We start from the raw sequence: 20,053 nt of genomic DNA on the forward strand, positions 1-20,053 counted from the left end.
AGGGAGTCAGGCCCGGGCTTGTTTCGAGGGAATGTCAGGAGGCAGTGATTGTGGGTGGCGGCACAAGACCGAGCGGGGCTCGGTCTTGTGGATTTGCCGCAGTCCGCCTGCAAGGTGTGTCCTGGCAGGCGGTGAGTCAGCGTCAGCGGACTCGGGTCTGGCGCAATCGCTTACTGACAGGCCTCACAGCCCAACTCGTCGATGTTGCTGGCGGAGGGGGCGCGCTGGCCGCTCTTGCCCTGCAGGAAGTCTTCGATGCCGCGCGGTTCCGGCTTGGCTTCCGGTGCCGGGGTCGGCGCGGGAGCCGGTGCCGGAGTCGGTGCATTGCCGACGGCGTTGTGCTTGCTGCGATCGACGGTGGATTTCTCCACGGCGGTCGCACCCAGAGCACGGAGGTAATAGGTGGTCTTGAGGCCACGGAACCATGCCATGCGGTAGGTCACGTCCAGCTTCTTGCCGGACACGCCCTGGATGTACAGGTTCAGGGACTGGGCCTGATCGATCCACTTCTGACGACGCGAGGCGGCTTCGACGATCCACTTCGGCTCGACTTCGAAGGCGTTGGCGTACAGCGCCTTGAGGTCTTCCGGGATGCGCTCGATCGGCTGCACGCTGCCGTCGTAGTACTTGAGGTCGTTGATCATGACTTCGTCCCACAGGCCGCGCGCCTTGAGGTCGTTGACCATGTAGGCGTTGACCACGGTGAACTCGCCAGACAGGTTCGATTTGACGAACAGGTTCTGGTAGGTCGGTTCGATGGACTGCGAGACACCACAGATGTTGGAGATCGTCGCGGTCGGCGCGATCGCCATCACGTTGGAGTTGCGCATGCCCTGGGTGCGGACCTTCTCGCGGATGTAGTCCCAGTCCTGAGTCTGGCTTTCGTCCATCTCGATGTAGTCGGCGCCACGCTCGGTCTTGAGCTTCTCGATGGAATCGATCGGCAGGATGCCCTGACTCCACAGCGAACCGTCGAAGCTTTCGTAACGACCACGCTCGGCGGCCAGATCACTGGAAGCTTCGATGGCGTGATAGCTGACGAGTTCCATGGATTCGTCGGCGAAGGTCACGGCTTCTTCGGAGGCATAGGCGATGGACTGCGCGTAGAGCGCATCCTGGAAGCCCATGATACCGAGGCCGACCGGGCGGTGACGCATGTTGGAGCGACGCGCTTGCGGTACGGCGTAGTAGTTGATGTCGATGACGTTATCGAGCATGCGCACGGCGGTACGCACCGACTTCTTGAGCTTGTCGCCATCCAGCTTGCCGTCGATGACGTGCTGCGCCAAGTTGATCGAGCCCAGGTTGCAGACCGCGATCTCGTCCTCGGAGGTGTTGAGGGTGATCTCGGTGCACAGGTTGGACGAGTGCACGACACCGGCGTGCTGCTGCGGGCTGCGCAGGTTGCACGGGTCCTTGAAGGTGATCCACGGGTGGCCGGTCTCGAACAGCATGGAGAGCATCTTGCGCCACAGATCACGCGCCTTGACGCGCTTGAACAGCTTCAGCTGTCCCTGACGGGTCATCTCCTCGTACTGCTCGTAACGCGCCTGGAAGGCCGCGCCGTACAGGTCGTGGAGGTCCGGGCAGTCGGACGGCGAGAACAGGGTCCACTCGGTGTCATCGAAGACACGCTTCATGAAGAGATCCGGCACCCAGTTGGCGGTGTTCATGTCGTGGGTACGACGACGGTCATCACCGGTGTTCTTGCGCAGGTCGAGGAATTCCTCGACGTCCATGTGCCAGGTTTCCAGATAGGCACAGACGGCGCCCTTGCGCTTGCCACCCTGATTGACGGCAACGGCGGTGTCGTTGACGACCTTCAGGAAGGGCACGACGCCCTGGGACTTGCCGTTGGTGCCCTTGATGTAGGAGCCCAGCGCACGCACCGGCGTCCAGTCATTGCCGAGACCACCCGCCCACTTGGAGAGCATGGCGTTGTCGCGGATGGCGCCGTAGATGCCGTCGAGGGCGTCCGGCACGGTGGTCAGGTAGCAGCTGGACAGCTGGCTGCGACGGGTACCGGCGTTGAACAGCGTCGGCGTGGAAGCCATGTAGTCGAAGCTGGACAGCAGCTCGTAGAACTCGATGGCACGGCCTTCGCGGTCTTCCTCGTTCAGGGACAGGCCCATGGCGACACGCATGAACATGACCTGCGGCAGCTCATAGCGCACGTCGTTCTGGTGCAGGAAGTAGCGGTCGTACAGGGTCTGCAGGCCGAGATAGGTGAACTGGTTGTCACGCGTGTGATCGATGGCCGCGCCGAGACGGTCCAGATCGAAGGTGGCCAGTTGCTCGTCCAGCTGCTCGAAGGCGATACCGCTCTCGATGTAGGCCTTGAAGGCGACCGGGTAGTGGTCCTTCATCTCGCCGAAGGTGGCCTCGTCAGCGACCTTGAGGAAGCTCAGGGCTTCGCGGCGCAGGTTGTCCTGCAGCAGGCGAGCGGTGACGTAGGTGTAGTTCGGGTCCTTCTCGACCAGCGTACGCGCGGTCATCATCAGCGCGGTGGACACGCCATCGACCGGCACGCCGTCGTACAGATTCTTCAGGGAGTCATCGACGATCTTCTGGGCATCGACGTTGGAAAGCTCTGCGCAGGCATCGAAGACGAGGGTCTCGATACGGCCCAGATCCAGCGGACGCACGCTGCCGTCGAGGTGCGTGACGTTGATGGTCGGGTGCGGCTTGGCGATGCCGTCGCTCTGGGCGCTGCGGGCACGAGCGTGCTCATCGCGGTACAGCACATAGGCACGGGCGACCTTGTGCTCGCCGGAACGCATCAGCGCCAGCTCGACCTGATCCTGGATGTCTTCGATGTGCAGGGTGCCACCGTCAGGCATGCGACGCTGGAAGGCGTCGGTGATCTGGCTGGTCAGCTGCTGAACCAGGTCGCGGATGCGCGAGCTGGACTCGACCTGATCGCCTTCCACGGCGATGAACGCCTTGGAGAGAGCGACGGAGATCTTGCTGGCGTCGAAGGCCGCAACATCGCCATTGCGCTTGATGACGCGCAGGCGCTGGGGGGCAGTCACGTCGACTGTCGCCTGATCGGTGCTGAAAGTGGAATCCATGACGCCTTCCTGAATCGTCTGAAGGTGAATCGTTGCCCGTTAGGGCTCGAGGGCAATTCGTATCGGGGCGCAGGCTGGAAATTCCTGCCTGCGCCCGGGGATATTCTGTCGTCGTCAGCCTTGTCGTCGAGAAACTCGATCAGGCTCAGGCGGGGCAATCGGCGCCCGGGCTGAGCCTGATAGCGTTCATGAGACACGGTTCCAGCAGCCTTGCGTGACTGCCTTCCCATACGCTGATTCATGCTTTCGGGGCTTGACAATCGTCGCCATGATCTATGGGTCTCGACGTCGCCAAAACCCTACATATGGGGTGTGAGCTGATTTTGGACACAAGATAGTGTTGTTTGGTGGGGCGTGCAAGTGGATAACTTGTGGGTAAGGTGTGGTTGAAAATCCGGCCTTGCCGCTGGGGGATGTCAAGAGTTCAGGTGTTAAATTTTCTGCGCTCCGTCAATGCAGATGGTGCCTGCGCTGCTGGCGCGTAAACGCCCAAATTGGCGTATCATTCGTGACAAATCACCCTGAAAAGGTTACGACGTGGCACAGGAAAGTAACTGCTTGTGAGCTGCTGGCCACGTTGACCCAACGATGCGGATGGAATGCCCTTGGATACCAATGCGCAAGAACATGTATTGATTGTTGAGGATGACGAGCGTCTGGCGACACTGACGCGCGAATACCTCGAAGCCAACAACTTCCGCGTGAGCGTCGAGAATGACGGCGCGCGGGCGGTGGACCTGATCATCAGTCTGCGCCCCGACATCGTGATTCTGGACCTGATGCTGCCGGGCGAGGATGGCCTGTCCATCTGTCGCCGCGTGCGGCCTCAGTTCGCCGGGCCGATCCTGATGCTGACGGCGCGTACCGATGACATGGATCAGGTGCTGGGTCTGGAGATGGGCGCCGACGATTACGTGCCCAAGCCGGTGCAGCCGCGTGTCCTGCTGGCACGCATGCGGGCCTTGCTGCGTCGCGCCGATGGCCCCGAAGTGGCCGCCGGTGAGACGCGCCTGGTGTTCAATGATCTCGAGATCGACAACGCCACCCGTGAGGCATGGTTGGCGCGCGAGCGCATCGAACTGACCAGTGCCGAGTTCGACCTGCTGTGGCTGCTGTCCTCGAATGCGGGACGCGTGCTGACGCGCGAGGAGATCTTCTCTGCGCTGCGCGGCATCAAGTACGACGGCCAGGACCGCTCCATCGACGTGCGTGTCTCGCGCATCCGCCCCAAGATTGGCGATGACCCCAATCATCCTGAGCGGATCAAGACGGTGCGCAGCAAGGGATACCTGTTCGTCAAGGACCTCTAGACGATGCGCCGGGCTCTCTCCGACAGCATCTTCCTGCGTGTCTATGTCGCCTTGCTGGTGGCATTGGTGCTCACGCTGGGCATCGCGCTGGGCGGCTTTCAGCTGACCAACATGGTCCGGCTTGAGGCCTACCAGACGCGTCTGGGCGCGGCGCCGATGCGCCTGCTGGTGAGCCAGATCGCGGCCACGCCGGAGGCTGAGCGCGGGGCCTTCCTCAATCGGACCGCCCGGCTGCTGGATGGGCGGTTGTTGCTGGCGCCGGCGGCGGTCTTTGACCTCAGCTGGTGGGAGCAGCGCCGCCTTGAGGCCGGGCGGCCGCTGGTGCGGCCCCATGATGATGCCGGCTGGCAGCTGCTGATGGCGGTGCCGGGCGAAGAGAGAGTGCTGGAATTCCGGCTGCTGCATCTCGCGGAGCGGCAGTTGCGCGGGTTGATGGTGTCGCTGCATGACACCCTGCAACCCATGAATGCCGAGCAGCGCAGCGACTTGCTGGCCCAGCTGCAGCAGGCCTCCGGTCTGTCCTTCGCGCTGCTGCCGGACATTCCGCAGAATCTCGATGCGCAGCAGGCCAGTCGCCTGGAGGCCGGTCGAGTGGTGCTCAACGTGGCCAGTCACGGTCAGGCGATGGCGCTCTATACTCGACTGGGTGACCGCGCCATGCTCAAGGTCGGGCCCATCCGCGGCTTCGAGACGACACCGCCGGCCTTGATCATCGCCATGATACTGGCGGTCATCAGTCTGCTGGGCGGCGTCATCTATCTGGTGGTGCGTTCACTGGAGGCGCGCCTGACGCGTCTGGAAAAGGCCGCGACCCGCATCGCGGGCGGCTATCTCGATACGCGGGTGCGCGTCGAGTCCAATGACTTTCTCGGGCGTCTCGGTATGGCCTTCAATGGCATGGCCGAGCGGGTGCAGGGGTTGCTGGGCGCGCAGCAGGACATGATTCGGGCGGTCTCGCATGAATTGCGCACGCCGGTGGCACGTATACGCTTCGCGCTGCAGATGATCGAGGACATGGTCGATGATGATTTCGTCCAGCGTCAGATAAAGGGCGCAGACGGCGACATCGAGGAACTCGACAAGCTGATCGACGAGATCCTGACCTACGCACGCCTCAACAATGCCGCCGGTATCCAGCTGGACCTCGGCATGGTGGATTGCCGCGAGATCGCGGAGCAGGTCTGCGAGACGCTGGCGCCGCTGCATCCTGAATTGCTGCTGAGCATCGAGGGCGAGGCGCTGGAGGTCGAGGCCGAGGCACGCTATCTGCAGCGGGCGCTGCAGAATCTGGTCTCCAATGCCTGCCGGCACGCGGATTCCCGTGTACTGGTGCGCATCACCAGTGACCCGCAGGTGGTCAGGCTTGATGTCGAGGACGATGGCCCCGGCATCAACGAGGAAGATCGCAAGAAGGTCTTCAAGCCCTTCGCGCGCCTGGATGATTCGCGTACGCGTGCCTCCGGCGGCTACGGGCTGGGGCTCTCCATCGTGCAGAAGATCCTGCATTCCCACGGCGGCAGCGTGGTGGTTGACAAGGGCAGGTCGCTCAAGGGCGCGCGCTTCAGCCTGTTGCTGCCACTGACCTCCAGCCAGCTGGAACGCAAGGCGCCTGTGCCCTTGCCGCCGGTCAAGCCGCCGTCACTCCAGGACGAGCACGCCACCTGATCACGACCGTTTGAGGAATCGGCCATGCGGGAATCTTCCTTGTCACTGCATCCTGACTTGATCGGCGCGTGGCGGCTCGAGCGTTTCTGGTATGCCTGGCCGGATGGACGCGAGCTGGAGCCGCTGGGGGAGTGCAAGGGCCAGCTGCATTACATGGCCAATGGCTATATGAGCGTGCAGCTGGTGTCCTGTGAGCGTCAGCCTCTGGGGATGGCGCCGACGGATGATCAGCTGGTCGCCGCCTTTCGTGAGGGCTTTGCCTACTGTGGGCGCTGGCAGTGGGACAGTGAGCGGGAGGAGGTCTGCCATCATCTGTCGCTGGCCACGATCGCCGATTGGGATGAGGTGACGCTTGTGCGGCGCGTCACGCTCGAGGGAGACCGCCTGCTGCTGGGGACCGATGCGCCGAATCTGCAGCTGCCCGAAGGGGGATTTCTGACCTGGCTGGAGTGGCATCGATTGGCGACTGTGTGAAGTGATTGTCGAAAAGGCTTGACGTGATCATGGGTTAGCGTGCAATGTAGCTCCTGTTGGATAGCAAGACGCACCACTCAGTCGCCTGTGCTGCTCGGTAAATCGCCTTGAGCGCCCCGAGAAGCCTCGCTGATTTGATGCATGGTTTTGCTTTGCCCACGCTCTTCGGGTAATGCCCGTTATTTCAAACATGCTAATCAGAGAGGAATTTCTCATGGCTACAGGTACAGTTAAGTGGTTCAACGACGCTAAAGGTTTTGGTTTCATCGCTCCGGCTGACGGTGGTGACGATCTGTTCGTTCACTTCTCCGAAGTCCAGGCTGATGGCTTCAAGACCCTGCAGGACGGCCAGCAGGTCTCCTTCGACGTGACCCAGGGCCAGAAAGGTCTGCAGGCAGCCAACGTCAAGGCTATCGACTGATCATCACTCATTGCGGAAAGCTTTCCGCTTGAGATGATAGATGTCAAGAACCGCCCCAGCTCATGCTGGGGCGGTTCTGTTTGTGCTGAAGAAAAAGTCTTGCGCGCAAGCCGTAGTGATATGGCGTGAACAAGCATTGAACAGTACTAACAAGAAGCCCCACCACTCGATAGGCCGCAAGGCATCGAGTAGTGGGGCTTTCGTGTATCTATCCCTCGTAAGCACTGAGGCCCGGGTGTCAGGCAGGCTTCACGCCACTCAGCACCTCGAATGATGTCTCACGGGCGGTACGCAGGAAGTCGTCCATCCACGGCGTGCCGAGCAGATCTTCTCTGACGGCGGCGTAAAGCGTCGCCCAGACACCGTCGCCCAGCGACAGGCCACGCACGTAATCGCGCGTCAGATACTCGGCCAGTGCCCAGTTGGGGAGTGCCGTGACGCCGCGGCCGCTGGCGACCAGCTGCATCATCATCACCGTCATCTCGGCACTGCGGATCTCGCGTGGGCTCACGTTGGCCGGTTCGAGGAACTGGGTGAAGACGTCCAGGCGATCATGCTCGACCGGATAGATGATCAAGGTCTCGTCGCACAGGTCCTGCGGCTCCACATGGCCCTTGATGGCCAGCGCATGCTGGCGTGCCACGGCCAGCATGACCTCATAGCGGAACAGCGGAATGTACTGGATACCGGTCATCTCCACCGGGTTGGCGGTGATGACCAGGTCCAGCTGCTCGCGGCCCAATGCCTGCAGGGGAGCGAAGCTGTGGCCCGAGGGGATATCGACTTCGATCTCCGGCCAGTGATCGCGGAAGCGATCCACCGTCGGCATCAGCCACTGAAAGCAGCTATGGCACTCGATGGCCATGTGCAGCCGGCCCTGCTCGCTACCCGCCATGCGAGCAATGTCGCGCTCAGCCATGCGGAACTGCGGCAGTACCTGCTCTGCCAACGACAACAGGCGCTGTCCGGCGCGGGTGAACTCCACAGGGCGCGTCTTGCGGATGAACAGCGGCGCGCCCAGGCGCTCCTCGAGGTCCTTCAGCTGATGGGACAGGGCGGACTGGGTAAGGTGGACACGCTCCGCGGCTTCGACCAGCGAGCCAGCATCACGCAGGGCCAGCAGGGTACGCAGATGGCGCAATTCAAGCATGATGAATGGTGCTCATGTTGAGAGGTTGAGTGAAATAAGGTGCGTTGTGAACGGCAGGTTGAGACAGGCAAGCCGAGAACGATAAGTTGAAAGTCCTGGTGCAAGCCGCGCGCGGGTCAATCACTCCCGCGAGACTGGAACAGTGGGAGAGTGGCAGCGGGATCTTCTTCCCGCCAGGCCAAGGCCACCATCGTGACGCGCGGCTGCCCGAGAGTGCTCATGACACTGTCTCATATTCATGGCGATTCGCGTATCACTGAGATAGTGGAGCACGAAGGGCGCCGGAGTCAGCTGTGCAGAGGGTGTCATGCAAGGCCGGCAGGGCAAGCGCCTTGTACCCTTAGTGCATTCCCATCCCCACAAGCCCCACTGCGCTTGATAGACTTTGGCAGGGTGCGCCAGGAAGGCCGCCGTCTCCGCCTTGAAGTCCAGCCATGCCGCAGTGTCTCGTCGCGAGAGTCCTGCGCTGCATCTTGTCGTCCGACATGCCCAGGGAGGGTTCATCATGTCACGTCATTGCTGTCGTCTTTTTGCCATTTCCCGTGCGTTGCCCCATAGGTGGGCCGCGAGTCTCACGCCAGGGATGATCGCTGCCGGTCGAGCGGGCTTGCGCCTGTCGCCTCTGGCGGTGCCCCTGCTGCTGGCCGGATGTACCTCCCTGCCGTGGAGTCAGGATGCCGCGTCAGGGACGGATGCTGGCCAGCCGCCGCTCAAGGTGCCGGCCCCCGCGCAGGACCCGGGCCCCGTGGTGCATGAGGTGGCGAAGAAGCCTGCGCCGCCCAGTGCGGAATCGCTGGGCAAGGCTGCTGCCGTGACCTTGCCCTCCGGCTTTCTGCCACCGCCCCGGGCGAGTGAGTATCAGGTGTGGCGCTGTACTCCGGCGCAGGATCTGTTGATGGCCTTCAGTGAAGGCGACGCCGAGGCGTCGCATGACTGGTTGCGACTGTGGTCACGCCGGCATGCCTATACCCTGGAGCGGGTCGTCAGTGCCTCGGGCGAGCGCTATCAGGCCAATGCCGGTGCATCGCCGGCCGAGAAGGCGTCTGGTGATGTGGAGGCGTTGCCCGGTGAAGAGGGACTGGAGGTGTGGTTCAAGGGTTCCGAGGCGATGCTGCAGAATGCCCGTGGCAATCTGGAATGTGTGCAGGATGATCGGCGCGTGATTCATCCGACGACGCAGAAGCCGCTGTTGGTGGCGCAGGGCAATGAGCCCGGCTGGCAGGTCAGTCTCGACAGCCAGCACAACCTGCTGACGCTGACGGCCATGCAGGGCTTGCTCGAGTCGCCGCACGAGGCGCAGGCATCCGAGCGCACTGCAGAGGCGGAGGCTGGCGCTCGCTCGTCAGGTGTCCAGGTGGTCAAGCTGCCTTATCGGGTCGCCCGCGAGGAAAATGATAGTCGTGTGCTCAAGGCGCAACTCCCGGCTGACGGCAAGCAGGGCGAGCCATTGCAGCTGGTGGTCGCGCCGGGCGCCTGCTTCGATTCCATGCAGGGCGCGCCCTATCCGCTGACGGCGACCTTGACGATTGCGGGGCAGGAATTGAAGGGCTGTGGCGAGGCGTTCCGTTATCAGTCGGCGGTCGAATAAGAGGGCTGACTGGATTTAATATTCGCTTTTTTCGAATGATATGGGCGATTTAAGTCGCTTTTCGTGTGGAATGGTTCATTTATCATGCTGTGCATGCGGATCGGGTCGAATACCGTCGACAGGATCGCGCCTCACTTTCATGGAGACCCTCCACATGTCAAAAGCTTCGCTCAATGTCCTGCTGGTGTCTGCTTCCCTGTTCGCCGACAAGGGCAATTCACGTGCGCTGGCCTCATCCTTCGTCAGTGCGCTCGAGGCCTCCGGGCAGCCATTTCAGCTGACGCATCATGATCTGGTCGAGCGTGACCTGCCGCATCTCGATGGCGCGGAAATGCAGGCCTGGATGACGCCGGCGGATGAGCGTAGCGCCGAGCAACGCAAGCTCGCCGCACTGTCCGATGGTTTTCTGGCCGAGCTGAGAGCGGCAGACCTGCTGGTCGTTGCGGCACCGCTCTACAATCTGGGCCTGCCGACGCAGATGAAGGCGTGGTTCGACCGGGTGCTGCGTGCCGGAGAGACCTTCCGCTATACCGAGAAAGGGCCGGTGGGCCTGCTGGAAGGCAAGCAGGCGCTGGTACTGGCGGCGCGTGGCGGCATGTACGCGGGCACTGAAATGGACTCCCAGACACCACACCTGAAATCCATGCTCGGGCTGATGGGCATCACGGATCAGCACTTCGTGTATGCCGAAGGCCTCAGTATGGGCGATGAGTCCAGGGCCGCCTCGCTGGCCGAGGCCAAGGCTGCCATCGCCAATCAGGTGGAAGCCCTGCAGTTCAGCTGAGAGAAGTGAAAACACGAACGCCATCGCCGCCCTGACAAGGGTGGCGATGGCGTTCGTGTTTGTGGAGAGCCAAAGGGAGGTGCTGGCGCCAGTCAGTCGCTGGTGCAGATCAGTCGCGGGAATCGAGCACTTCCAGCGCTCCCTTGAGGCGCGCATGCAGTTCTTCCAGCGGCGGCTGGGCGCCACCTTGCGGCCAGCCCGCCGTCAACACCACGCCATCGGCGCCATAGTCGCTGGCATCCACCGGCACATCGTAGCCGCTCAACCAGTGACGAACATCGGCTTCATGGGCGAAGCCGACCTTCAGGCGCCTGGGCGTGCGCGGCGTGAAGGTCGTGGTGGGCAGGTGCTCGAGCCCCTCGAGCACCGCGCGGCTGTATGCGCGTGCCAGGCCACCGGTACCCAGCTTGATGCCGCCGAAGTAGCGGATCACCACACAGGCCACCTGGCCGACGCCACTGCCTTCGAGCACCTGATACATCGGCCTGCCAGCAGTGCCGCCCGGCTCGCCATCATCGGAGAAGCCGATGGCGTTCTGCTCATTGGGCGCCCCGGCGATGAACGCCGTGCAGTGATGGCGTGCGTTGGGGTGGGCGAGATGCGCCTGAGCCAGCAGCCGCGTCATGCCTTCTGGCGTCGGGGCATGGGCCAGCCAGGCGATGAAGCGGCTCTTCTCGATCTCGATGCTGTGTTCATGGTGCGCCTCGGGCGCCAGTGCCGGTATCAGATAGGTCATGGCACCATCTTACCAAAGCGTCGCCCTCAGTGAGTGACGGCGTTGCCGCGCACCACGCCCATCACCATGCCCAGTACTTCGATATCGGCATTCTTGAGATAGATGGGGGCCATGCTGTCGTTGGCCGGTTGCAGGCGCACGCCGGTCTTCTCGATATACAGCTTCTTCAGTGTCACTTCCTGCTGGTTGATCATCACCACGGCAGTCTCGCCATTCTCGGCGCTTTCGCTGCGTTCGATGATGATGATGTCGCCATCATGGATATTGCAGTTGATCATCGAATGGCCGCGCACGCGCAGGGCGTAGGTATTGCGGCGCACCATGCGCGTCGGCACGGCAACCGTACCGCAGTCGGCGATGGCCTCGATGGGCATGCCGGCGGTGATGTTGCCGAGCAGCGGGATATCCATCATGTCGCTGGCGGTGATTTCCTGCCAGGCCTGGTCATTGAGCGGCAGGTTGTGAAGACGCTGAAGGTAATGCGGAGCGTGAAGACGTGACATGAGCTATCCCCTGATGCCGTGCGGTCGGCGCGGATGGTGCGTCGGCCTGCGGTGCAGCGTGGAGGGTCGTCAGGCTGAGTTCATCTGTCGCCTGCTAGGCTCCGCGAACATGCTGACAACGCGTTGAGCCGACCCGATCAGTCTGTGCCTGCACTCGGCAGGCGTGTGATGAAGGTACTGTATGGATACTGTTTTTGTATACAGTGTCTGCATCATAGCAAGCTCTCGCGAAGTGGCAAGAGGTGAGCGGATCGACCAGCGCCAATCCAGCGAAAGTGTGTCGTATGAATGTGCACCACATGTCGCTGATATATTTCTCGAGTGCTTGACTGCCCGTCATGGCGGGGCTGCGAGGTCAGGCGATCGGCTGCTCGGTGGTCAGTGTCGACCTCAGCTCGTAGAATGGCTCGCAGTGACCCCACGGGGTCTGCTTTTGATGTCGCACTCCGCGACGGCTCAGCCGCGAGAATCCGGGATGCCCAGCCTGCCTGCCAGCGATGAAGTCTGTAGCGCGCCGCCTCTGTTGGCGGTCGTGGCGCTCGGCTGTGAGCGTGATGAGCGCTGGCTGTTCGAGGGGCTGGATCTTTCGCTGCATGCGGGAGAGATCCTGCAGGTCGTGGGCCCCAATGGCAGTGGCAAGACGACCCTGCTCAAGATTCTGTCCGGTCAGTTCCATGACTACGAGGGCGAGGTGCTGTGGCGCGGCCAGCCCACCTCGCGGGTGCGTGACGACTTTCTGGGCTCACTGCTCTATCTGGGTCACCAGCCCGGCATCAAGGGCACCCTGACCGCATTGGAAAACCTTGCCTGGTATCAGGCGCTGGGCGGTCAACCGCAGGCGAAGTCAGAGGCCCGCCGCGAGCTCGCCTGGGCAGCGCTGGACGCCGTGGGGCTGGCTGGTTTCGAGGATGTGCCTGCCCAGCAGCTGTCCGCCGGTCAGCAGCGACGTATCGCGCTGGCGCGGCTGCATCTGACGCCACGCCGGCTGTGGGTGCTCGATGAGCCCTTCACCGCCATCGATCGCGACGGCGTTCAGGCGCTGGAGGCATTGCTGCTGGCTCACGCCCAGCGTGGGGGCAGTGTGGTGATGACGACCCATCATCGCTTCTCGCAGGCCTCGCGCCTGCGCCGCCTATGCCTGGGCGCGAAGGAAGGGGAGAAGGCCGAACAGGGATCAGAGCAGGGGCTAGAACAGGGTTCAGAGCAGGGCGTGGGCGGGAAAGACACAGCCTCTACACAAGGCGCCTCGGCATGAACCATGAGCTGCTGACGGCACTGCCCGAGGCCCCGCCCACCAGCTCGCTGGCCGGTGCCTTCAAGGCGACCCTCGCGCGCGACCTGCGTCAGGCGCTGCGCCGGCGCAGTGAGCTGATCAATCCGCTGGTGTTCTTCGCCCTGGTGGTCACGCTGTTTCCGTTGGGCATCTCCCCGGACAAGGCGCTGCTGGCGACGCTGGCGCCGGGCCTGCTGTGGGTGGCGGCGTTGCTGGCGACGCTGCTGTCACTGGATGGTTTGTTCCGGCAGGATCTGGAGGACGGCAGTCTCGAGCAACTGCTGCTGACGCCGCAGCCATTGCCGTTGCTGGTGCTGGCCAAGGTGGCAGGCCACTGGCTGCTGACCGGCCTGCCACTGGCGCTGATGGCGCCCTTGCTGGGCGTGATGCTGGGGCTGCCGAGCGGCGCCTTTGGCGTGTTGATCGCCTCGCTGGCGTTGGGCAGCATGAGCCTGTCATTGATCGGCGCGATCGGTGCGGCGCTCACGGTGGGGCTGCGGCGCGGCGGAGTGCTGCTCTCGCTGATCATCCTGCCGCTGTACATTCCGGTGCTGATCTTCGGTGCCGGCGCCGTACAGAGCGCCGTCAATGGCATGCCCAGCCTGGCCCATCTGGCCATTCTGGGCGCGATGCTGGCGCTGGCCCTGCTGCTGGCGCCGCTTGCCATCGCCGCCGGACTCAGGCTGAGCATCAATGGCTAGCCCGATCAAGAACTGCATGACGCTGCCCGAGCATTCTCGGGCATTCGCAAGGCTCTTCATTGCCCCTGACAAGAGGCCCGTGTGACCGCCGACTCCGACTCTCCTCAAGCGCCTGCCCGCAAGGTTCGCCCCCGCAAGGGCGGGCTATGGCCGTGGCTGCATCGCATGGGCGCACCGGCGACCTTCTTCGCGGCCAGCCAGCGCTGGCTGCCATGGCTCTGGGCCCTGGCCATCATCGCGCTGGTGGCCGGCAGTGTCTGGGGGCTGGTCTTCGCGCCCGCCGACTACCAGCAGGGCAACAGCTTCCGCATCATCTATGTGCATGTGCCGGCGGCGATTCTCGCCCAGTCGTGCTTCATGCTGCTGGCGGTATGCGCGCTGCTCTTCCTGGTGTGGAAGATCAAGCTGGCGGACATGGTCGCCACGGCCGCCGCGCCCGTCGGTGCCCTGATGACGGCGCTGGCACTGTTTTCCGGCTCGGTGTGGGGCATTCCCACCTGGGGCACCTGGTGGATCTGGGATGCCCGGCTGACCTCGATGCTGATCCAGCTGTTCCTGTATCTGGGCGTGATCGTGCTGCGTGGCTCCTTCGCCAGCCGTGACAGCGGTTCGCGCGCGGCCTCGATCCTGGCGCTGGTCGGCATGGTCAACATCCCGATCATCAAGTATTCGGTGGACTGGTGGAGCACGCTGCATCAACCGGCCACCTTCACGCTCAGCGAAGCGCCGCCGATGCCGGCCAGCATGTGGATTCCCTTGCTGATGATGGTGATCGGCTTCTACGCCCTGTTCGGCGCGCTGGTGCTGATGCGCACGCGGCTCGAGGTGCTGAGACGCGAGAGTCGCAAGCAGTGGGTGCGTGATCTGCTGAGTCCGTCTTCGCGCCCCGACGCTGCGGTAGTCGCGACAGAAGGGGACAAGTCATGAACCTACCGGGCATCGCCTTCTCGAGTGTCAGCGAGTTCTTCGCCATGGGCGGCCATGCGCTGTATGTGTGGTCGGCCTGGGGGCTGACGGCGACGTGTCTGGTGGGGCTGGTGATCGCCACGCGGCTGTCGCGTCGCGCGCTGGAGGCGGATATCCGTCGCCGGCTGCGCCGTGACGCTTCCCGTCATTCTTCGCACCCTGCTTCAAACCCTGCTTCACACCGCGCTTCGCATCGTTCGTCACATCAGGTTTCGCGCCACACCTCTCGTGATTGAACCTGTTTTCTGCCTCCCGCGGCGGTTGTCCCGCCGGCCGCGAGAGGCTTGACCGTCCCTTGCCCTGATCGAGCCCTGACCATGACTCCCAAACGCAAGCAGCGCCTGTATATCGTCACGGCCATCGTGCTGCTGGCCGCCCTCGCGGTGGGCCTGACCCTCTATGCCCTGCGCGCCAACATCAACGCCTTCTATACCCCGACGCAGATCGCCAGTGGCGAAGCGCCTCAGGGGCGGCAGATCCGTGCGGGCGGCATGGTGCGTGATGGCAGTGTCAGACGCGACAACGAGACGCTGGATGCCATCTTCACCGTCACGGATTTCGATCATGACGTGACGGTGCATTATCAGGGCATCCTGCCGGACCTGTTCCGTGAAGGGCAGGGCGTGGTGGTGATGGGCACCTTCGATGGTAAGCATCTCGAGGCGAGCGAGGTGCTGGCCAAGCATGACGAGAAGTACATGCCGCCGGAGGTGACCGATGCACTCAAGGCCTCCGGGCGTGATGTGTCTGGTAACAGGACCGGGAACAAGACGGGCAACGAGACCGGCAATGCGGCTGACAACAAGACCAGCGACAGCAGCGCTGCCAAGGCCGCGCTCGATCCGCAGGAGACCCCGTGATGGTGACGCAACTGTTGCCGGAAATCGGCCACTTCGCGCTGATTCTGGGTGCCTGTCTGGCCTGTGTGCAGGCGGTCGTGCCGCTGGCGGGGGCCAGTACGCGCCGTCCGCTGTGGATGAGCTTCGCCCAGCCGATGGCCTGGGGGCAGTTCCTGTTCGTGCTGATCGCCTATGCCTGCCTGACCGCAAGCTTCCTGCTGGATGATTTCAGCGTCGCCTACATCGCCAACAACTCCAACAGCCAGCTGCCGTGGTACTTCAAGTTCAGCGCCGTGTGGGGCAGCCATGAGGGCTCGGTGCTGCTGTGGAGCCTGATACTGGCCGGCTGGGGCTTTGCCGTCTCGCTGGGCGCGCGCCATCTGCCGCGCGACATGCTGGCACGGGTGCTGGGCATCATGGGGCTGATCTCCACCGGCTTCATGGCCTTCGTGCTGCTGACCTCCAATCCCTTCGCGCGACTGCTGCCGGACATGCCGGCTGACGGCGCGGACCTCAATCCGCTGCTGCAGGACATCGGTCTGATCATCCATCCGCCGATGCTCTACATGGGCTACGTGGGCTTCTCGGTGGCGTTCGCGTTCGCGATGGCGGCACTGATGGGCGGGCGTCTCGATGCCGCCTGGGCACGCTGGGCGCGCCCCTGGACCAACATCGCCTGGGCCTTCCTCACCGTCGGCATCGCGCTGGGCAGCTGGTGGGCCTACTACGAGCTCGGCTGGGGCGGCTGGTGGTTCTGGGACCCGGTCGAGAACGCCTCCTTGATGCCGTGGCTGGCCGGTACCGCCCTGATCCACTCGCTGGCGGTCACCGAGAAGCGCGGTGCCTTCAAGAGCTGGACGGTACTGCTGTCGATCTTTGCCTTCTCGCTATCACTGCTGGGCACCTTCCTGGTGCGCTCCGGCGTGCTGACCTCGGTGCACGCCTTCGCCAGTGACCCCGACCGCGGACTGTTCATCCTTGTGCTGCTCGGCATCACCGTCGGTGGCTCGTTGCTGCTGTTCGCGCTGCGCGCACCGCGCGTGCGTTCGACGCTGGGCTTTCACTGGCTGTCGCGGGATGCCTTCCTGCTGGTCAACAATCTCGTACTGCTGGTGATGATGGTCACCGTGCTGCTGGGCACCCTCTATCCGCTGGTGCTGGATTCGCTGGGGCTGGGCAAGATCTCGGTGGGCCCGCCGTACTTCAATGCGCTGTTCGTGCCGCTGACCACGCTGCTGTGTGCCTTCATGGGCCTCGGGCCGGCCTCGCGCTGGAAGCAGATGCCGGGCCGCGAGCTTACGCGTCGCTTGGCGCTGGCCGGCAGCGCGGCACTCGTCATCGGCGGCCTGCTGCCGCTGACGCTGGATATCGAGTGGAGCTTCTCGGTGGCGCTCGGATTGGTCATCGCGCTGTGGGTGGTGCTGCCGCTGCTGCGCGACCTGTGGGACAAGAGTGCCTCGAAGGCGGGTCGCTGGGCGGGGCTCAAGCGCCTCACGCCCAGCTACTGGGGCATGCAGCTGGCGCATCTGGGGCTGGCGGTGACCATCGTCGGCGTGACGCTGGTCTCCAATACCGAGGTCGCCGAGAACGTGCGCATGGTACAGGGCAAGGAAGTCAGCGTGGGCGGCTATCAGTTCCGCATGACCGAACTTGATGAATATCGCGGCCCCAACTACCTGTCGGACCGCGCCACGGTGGAAGTCAGTCGAGGTGGTGACCCCGTGACGACACTGCATCCCGAGAAGCGTCTGTTCCTGGCCAGCGGCATGCCGATGACCGAGACCGCGCTCGATGCCGGCTTCACCCGTGACCTTTACGTCGCCATGGGCGAGAAGCTGGATGACGACAGCTGGGCGGTACGCATCCAGGTCAAACCCTTCGTGCGCTGGCTGTGGCTGGGCGCCTTGCTGATGGGGGCGGGCGGTGTGATCGCCGTGCTGGATCGCCGTTATCGCCGCCGTGTCGAGGCCAGCATGGCGTCTGACGCCCGCTCCCTCGCCACGCAGGAGGCTCGCCCATGAATGTTCGTCGTCTGGTGCTGTTCGTGCCGCTGGTGGTCGTGGTGGGGCTGGGCGCCTTCCTCTACCAGCGCCTCGATGATGACCCCTATGCACGGGACTCCGCGCTGCTGTCGCGGCCGTTCCCCGAATTCTCGCTCAGTACCTTGAGTGATCCGCAGGCGCGCCTCGATGCTTCGCTGCTCAAGGGGCAGGTCAGCCTCGTCAATGTCTGGGGCGAGTGGTGCCCGACCTGCAAGCACGAGATGCCGCAGCTGCTGGATCTCGCCAGCCGCGGCGTGCATATGGTCGGCGTCGACTACAAGGACACCCGCGCCAAGGGCCGCCAGTTCCTGGAGGAATTCGGCACCCCGTTCAGCGTCAATCTGTTCGACCCCGACGGCACGCTGGGCTTTGATCTTGGCGTCTATGGGGCACCGGAAACCTTCCTGGTCGATGCCGAGGGCGTGATCCGCTATCACCACACCGGCTACATCCGCCCTGAAGATGTCCGCGACGTCATCCTGCCGACGCTGGAGCGCATCGCGGAGCCCGCGACTGATGCTGCCAGCATGCCCGATGAGGAGGCCAGCTCATGAAATCCGTGCTCAGGAGTTTCGCCATCCCGCTGGTGCAGGCGCTGGTGGTGCTGATGTTTCTCGCCTGGCTGTCAGCCGGCAAGGCGCATGCCGCCATCGAGATGCATCAGTTCGACAATCCGGTGCTGCAGAAGCGCTACGACAGCCTGACCGCCGCGCTGCGCTGCCCCAAGTGTCAGAACCAGGCGATCGGCGACTCGGACTCCCCCATCGCCGGTGACATGCGTCAGAACGTGGCGGACCTGCTCAAGGACGGCCGCAGTGACAGCGAGATCCAGAATTTCATGGTCGCGCGCTTCGGCGAGTACGTGCTCTACAACCCGCGCCTCGATGGGCGCACCTGGCTACTGTGGGGCGGCCCGGCCGCCCTGATTCTGCTCGGCTTGCTGGTCGTGACCCTGATCGTGCGCGCCCGGCGACGTGCGCGAGTGCGTGCGCTGGATGATGATGAGCAGGCGCGCCTGTCGGCATTGCTGGCCACGCACCGCCAGTCCGGCGATGAGCAGCCCGGCGCTGGGCAACACACTGCCAAGGAGCGCTCATGATCCTGTTATGGCTGGCGATTGCCGTGCTGTTGATCCCCGCCGGCTGGCTGCTGTTGCTGCCGTTGCGGCGGGCGCGTCGCGTGCATGCCGATCAGCAGGCGTTCGAGGACAACGACAGCCTCGGCGCCGAGAACGTGCGTGTCTATCGGCGTCGACTGGCCTCGCTGGAGCGCGGCCATGCGCGCGGCGAGCTGGATGACACGGCGCTGGCGGAAGGGCGGGTCGAGCTGGAACGCAGCCTGCTGGAAGATGCCGAATCCCTGAAGCGCTCCCCGCTCAAGGCGGCCAGCAGCGGGCGCGTGCTGGTGCCCGTGTTGCTGGTGGCGATGGTGGCGGGCTCGCTCTACTGGTATCAGCGCGAAGGCGCGAGCGGGGACCTGGCGCTGGCGCAGGCGATTGCCGCCACGCCGATCCACGATGCTGCCAGCTTCGAGGCGCGCATCGCCCGACTGCGCGCCGAGGCCGAGGCCCAGCCCGACAACGCCAAGGTGTGGATGGCACTGTTCCCGCTCTACCGCGATGCCGGACGTCTCGATGAGGCCATGCAGTCGCTCGAGGCCTTGATCGCGCTCGAAGGCCGCGTGCCCGCACTGATCGCGCAGCTGGCGCAGCTCAAGTTCTTCGCGGCCCAACGCACCCTGACTGATGAGGTCCAGGCACTGGTCGATGAAGTGCTGGCGGCCGATCCGCGTCAGCCGACGGTACTCGGCCTGCTCGGGATCGAGGCTTTCGATCATGCCCGCTATCCCGAGGCCATCGATTACTGGCGCAAGGCGATTGCCGGCTTCGAGAATCCCGATGCCGCCAAGGCGCTGCGCGAAGGCATCAAGGCCGCTCGCCAGCGCATGGCCAGTGCCGGTGACGTCGATGCCTCGGTCGCCCTGGCCAACTCGGTCGCGCCAGATCAAGGCTCGGTGGCTCAGAGCACTGCGGCTGATCAGGACAGCAAGGAGGGCGCTGCACGTCTGACGCTCAAGGTGTCACTGGACCCGGCGCTCGAGGCGCAGCTGGCGGCGCTGCCGGTCAGTGCCGAAGCGACGACCCTGTTCATCGTGGCGCGTGACACCGAAGGCAAGCTGCCGCCGCTGGCAGTGGTGCGCACCACCGCGGACAAGCTGCCGCTGACGCTTACTCTGTCGGACGACAACGCCATGGCCCCGATGGCGCGGCTCTCGATGGCCGAGCGCGTCACGCTCGTGGCGCGCATCTCCGCTTCCGGGCAGCCGACGGCCCAGCCGGGGGATCTCGAAGGCAAGCTCGAGAATGTCATCGTCACGCGCAGTGCCGATGCCGATGACGAGAAGGGCACTGATGCATCACAGGCGCCGCTGGCACTGCGCATCGATCACCGCATCACTCAGTAAGCCGCGATTGGCCCCTGGCCCGCGCGATGACGGCTTCGTTTGTCATTGCGCCGGTTGGGGCCATCGC

The 20,053-nt window shown here is 63.9% G+C and carries 19 protein-coding genes; 15 read left to right on the forward strand and 4 right to left on the reverse strand.

Going from position 1 to position 20,053, the window contains the following annotated elements; all coding sequences use genetic code 11:
* Positions 1–170: 170 nt before the first annotated feature.
* On the reverse strand, positions 171–3,071 hold the full coding sequence (locus R1T44_RS03365) for a ribonucleoside-diphosphate reductase subunit alpha (protein ID WP_317292570.1): 2,901 nt from the start codon (positions 3,069–3,071) through the stop codon (positions 171–173).
* Between the two features lie 605 nt (positions 3,072–3,676).
* On the opposite strand from R1T44_RS03365, the gene R1T44_RS03370 reads away from it, so the two are divergent.
* The 4 genes from R1T44_RS03370 to R1T44_RS03385 all read left to right on the forward strand — a co-directional run bounded on the left by R1T44_RS03370 (position 3,677) and on the right by R1T44_RS03385 (position 6,941).
* A complete protein-coding gene (locus tag R1T44_RS03370; protein WP_394805763.1) occupies positions 3,677–4,381 on the forward strand; it encodes a response regulator in 705 nt (234 codons plus the stop codon).
* A gap of 3 nt (positions 4,382–4,384) precedes the next feature.
* The gene (locus R1T44_RS03375; protein WP_317292571.1) at positions 4,385–6,046 is read left to right on the forward strand and encodes an ATP-binding protein; all 1,662 of its coding nucleotides are present in this window, start codon (positions 4,385–4,387) and stop codon (positions 6,044–6,046) included.
* Positions 6,047–6,070: 24 nt separating this feature from the next.
* Positions 6,071–6,520: a lipocalin-like domain-containing protein gene (locus R1T44_RS03380; RefSeq protein ID WP_043333697.1), complete on the forward strand. Its 450-nt coding sequence runs from the start codon at positions 6,071–6,073 to the stop codon at positions 6,518–6,520.
* A gap of 214 nt (positions 6,521–6,734) precedes the next feature.
* A complete protein-coding gene (locus R1T44_RS03385) occupies positions 6,735–6,941 on the forward strand; it encodes a cold-shock protein (RefSeq protein ID WP_043333698.1) in 207 nt (68 codons plus the stop codon).
* A gap of 238 nt (positions 6,942–7,179) precedes the next feature.
* Here R1T44_RS03385 and R1T44_RS03390 read toward each other — a convergent pair whose 3' ends face one another.
* Entirely contained in the window at positions 7,180–8,091 is a 912-nt protein-coding gene (locus R1T44_RS03390) for a LysR family transcriptional regulator (RefSeq protein ID WP_054555293.1), read from the reverse strand.
* Positions 8,092–8,698: 607 nt separating this feature from the next.
* Here R1T44_RS03390 and R1T44_RS03395 point away from each other — a divergent pair.
* The gene (locus R1T44_RS03395; RefSeq protein ID WP_317292572.1) at positions 8,699–9,679 is read left to right on the forward strand and encodes an MliC family protein; all 981 of its coding nucleotides are present in this window, start codon (positions 8,699–8,701) and stop codon (positions 9,677–9,679) included.
* Between the two features lie 154 nt (positions 9,680–9,833).
* Positions 9,834–10,463 (forward strand): FMN-dependent NADH-azoreductase, encoded by a 630-nt coding sequence (locus R1T44_RS03400; RefSeq protein WP_286987956.1) that lies wholly within the window; start codon positions 9,834–9,836, stop codon positions 10,461–10,463.
* Between the two features lie 109 nt (positions 10,464–10,572).
* Here R1T44_RS03400 and R1T44_RS03405 read toward each other — a convergent pair whose 3' ends face one another.
* On the reverse strand, positions 10,573–11,199 hold the full coding sequence (locus tag R1T44_RS03405) for an IMPACT family protein (protein ID WP_317292573.1): 627 nt from the start codon (positions 11,197–11,199) through the stop codon (positions 10,573–10,575).
* 26 nt (positions 11,200–11,225) lie between these two features.
* Positions 11,226–11,702, reverse strand: coding sequence for a LexA family protein (locus tag R1T44_RS03410; RefSeq protein WP_043333703.1), 477 nt, complete (start codon positions 11,700–11,702; stop codon positions 11,226–11,228).
* 475 nt (positions 11,703–12,177) lie between these two features.
* Here R1T44_RS03410 and ccmA point away from each other — a divergent pair, with 475 nt between their 5' ends.
* The 9 genes from ccmA to ccmI all read left to right on the forward strand — a co-directional run bounded on the left by ccmA (position 12,178) and on the right by ccmI (position 19,986).
* Entirely contained in the window at positions 12,178–12,957 is a 780-nt protein-coding gene (gene ccmA, locus R1T44_RS03415) for a cytochrome c biogenesis heme-transporting ATPase CcmA (protein WP_317292574.1), read from the forward strand.
* Positions 12,954–13,676 (forward strand): heme exporter protein CcmB, encoded by a 723-nt coding sequence (gene ccmB / locus R1T44_RS03420; protein WP_317292575.1) that lies wholly within the window; start codon positions 12,954–12,956, stop codon positions 13,674–13,676. The genes ccmA and ccmB overlap by 4 nt, the downstream gene beginning before the upstream one ends.
* A 165-nt stretch (positions 13,677–13,841) precedes the next feature.
* On the forward strand, positions 13,842–14,603 hold the full coding sequence (locus R1T44_RS03425) for a heme ABC transporter permease (RefSeq protein WP_317292915.1): 762 nt from the start codon (positions 13,842–13,844) through the stop codon (positions 14,601–14,603).
* Positions 14,600–14,878, forward strand: a complete 279-nt coding sequence (gene ccmD, locus R1T44_RS03430) for a heme exporter protein CcmD (protein ID WP_317292576.1) — start codon at positions 14,600–14,602, stop codon at positions 14,876–14,878. The genes R1T44_RS03425 and ccmD overlap by 4 nt, the downstream gene beginning before the upstream one ends.
* Before the next feature lie 81 nt (positions 14,879–14,959).
* Positions 14,960–15,502, forward strand: coding sequence for a cytochrome c maturation protein CcmE (gene ccmE, locus R1T44_RS03435; protein ID WP_317292577.1), 543 nt, complete (start codon positions 14,960–14,962; stop codon positions 15,500–15,502).
* On the forward strand, positions 15,502–17,502 hold the full coding sequence (locus R1T44_RS03440; protein ID WP_317292916.1) for a heme lyase CcmF/NrfE family subunit: 2,001 nt from the start codon (positions 15,502–15,504) through the stop codon (positions 17,500–17,502). Before ccmE ends, R1T44_RS03440 begins: the two co-directional genes overlap by 1 nt.
* Positions 17,499–18,077, forward strand: coding sequence for a DsbE family thiol:disulfide interchange protein (locus R1T44_RS03445; protein ID WP_317292578.1), 579 nt, complete (start codon positions 17,499–17,501; stop codon positions 18,075–18,077). The genes R1T44_RS03440 and R1T44_RS03445 overlap by 4 nt, the downstream gene beginning before the upstream one ends.
* On the forward strand, positions 18,074–18,622 hold the full coding sequence (locus tag R1T44_RS03450; RefSeq protein WP_054555300.1) for a cytochrome c-type biogenesis protein: 549 nt from the start codon (positions 18,074–18,076) through the stop codon (positions 18,620–18,622). The genes R1T44_RS03445 and R1T44_RS03450 overlap by 4 nt, the downstream gene beginning before the upstream one ends.
* On the forward strand, positions 18,619–19,986 hold the full coding sequence (gene ccmI, locus R1T44_RS03455) for a c-type cytochrome biogenesis protein CcmI (protein WP_317292579.1): 1,368 nt from the start codon (positions 18,619–18,621) through the stop codon (positions 19,984–19,986). The genes R1T44_RS03450 and ccmI overlap by 4 nt, the downstream gene beginning before the upstream one ends.
* The last annotated feature ends 67 nt before the right edge of the window (positions 19,987–20,053 follow it).

This window comes from Cobetia amphilecti, assembly GCF_032923285.1.
GTDB classification, from domain to species: Bacteria; Pseudomonadota; Gammaproteobacteria; order Pseudomonadales; family Halomonadaceae; genus Cobetia; species Cobetia amphilecti.

What these genes read in the sequence shown, in the direction of transcription:
- R1T44_RS03365 (WP_317292570.1), bottom strand. Translation starts at nt 3,071, where the DNA reads ATGGATTCCACTTTCAGCACCGATCAGGCGACAGTCGACGTGACTGCC.
- R1T44_RS03375 (WP_317292571.1), top strand. Translation starts at nt 4,385, where the DNA reads ATGCGCCGGGCTCTCTCCGACAGCATCTTCCTGCGTGTCTATGTCGCC.
- R1T44_RS03380 (WP_043333697.1), top strand. Translation starts at nt 6,071, where the DNA reads ATGCGGGAATCTTCCTTGTCACTGCATCCTGACTTGATCGGCGCGTGG.
- R1T44_RS03385 (WP_043333698.1), top strand. Translation starts at nt 6,735, where the DNA reads ATGGCTACAGGTACAGTTAAGTGGTTCAACGACGCTAAAGGTTTTGGT.
- R1T44_RS03390 (WP_054555293.1), bottom strand. Translation starts at nt 8,091, where the DNA reads ATGCTTGAATTGCGCCATCTGCGTACCCTGCTGGCCCTGCGTGATGCT.
- R1T44_RS03400 (WP_286987956.1), top strand. Translation starts at nt 9,834, where the DNA reads ATGTCAAAAGCTTCGCTCAATGTCCTGCTGGTGTCTGCTTCCCTGTTC.
- R1T44_RS03405 (WP_317292573.1), bottom strand. Translation starts at nt 11,199, where the DNA reads ATGACCTATCTGATACCGGCACTGGCGCCCGAGGCGCACCATGAACAC.
- R1T44_RS03410 (WP_043333703.1), bottom strand. Translation starts at nt 11,702, where the DNA reads ATGTCACGTCTTCACGCTCCGCATTACCTTCAGCGTCTTCACAACCTG.
- ccmA (WP_317292574.1), top strand. Translation starts at nt 12,178, where the DNA reads ATGCCCAGCCTGCCTGCCAGCGATGAAGTCTGTAGCGCGCCGCCTCTG.
- ccmB (WP_317292575.1), top strand. Translation starts at nt 12,954, where the DNA reads ATGAACCATGAGCTGCTGACGGCACTGCCCGAGGCCCCGCCCACCAGC.
- R1T44_RS03425 (WP_317292915.1), top strand. Translation starts at nt 13,842, where the DNA reads ATGGGCGCACCGGCGACCTTCTTCGCGGCCAGCCAGCGCTGGCTGCCA.
- ccmD (WP_317292576.1), top strand. Translation starts at nt 14,600, where the DNA reads ATGAACCTACCGGGCATCGCCTTCTCGAGTGTCAGCGAGTTCTTCGCC.
- ccmE (WP_317292577.1), top strand. Translation starts at nt 14,960, where the DNA reads ATGACTCCCAAACGCAAGCAGCGCCTGTATATCGTCACGGCCATCGTG.
- R1T44_RS03440 (WP_317292916.1), top strand. Translation starts at nt 15,502, where the DNA reads ATGGTGACGCAACTGTTGCCGGAAATCGGCCACTTCGCGCTGATTCTG.
- R1T44_RS03445 (WP_317292578.1), top strand. Translation starts at nt 17,499, where the DNA reads ATGAATGTTCGTCGTCTGGTGCTGTTCGTGCCGCTGGTGGTCGTGGTG.
- R1T44_RS03450 (WP_054555300.1), top strand. Translation starts at nt 18,074, where the DNA reads ATGAAATCCGTGCTCAGGAGTTTCGCCATCCCGCTGGTGCAGGCGCTG.
- ccmI (WP_317292579.1), top strand. Translation starts at nt 18,619, where the DNA reads ATGATCCTGTTATGGCTGGCGATTGCCGTGCTGTTGATCCCCGCCGGC.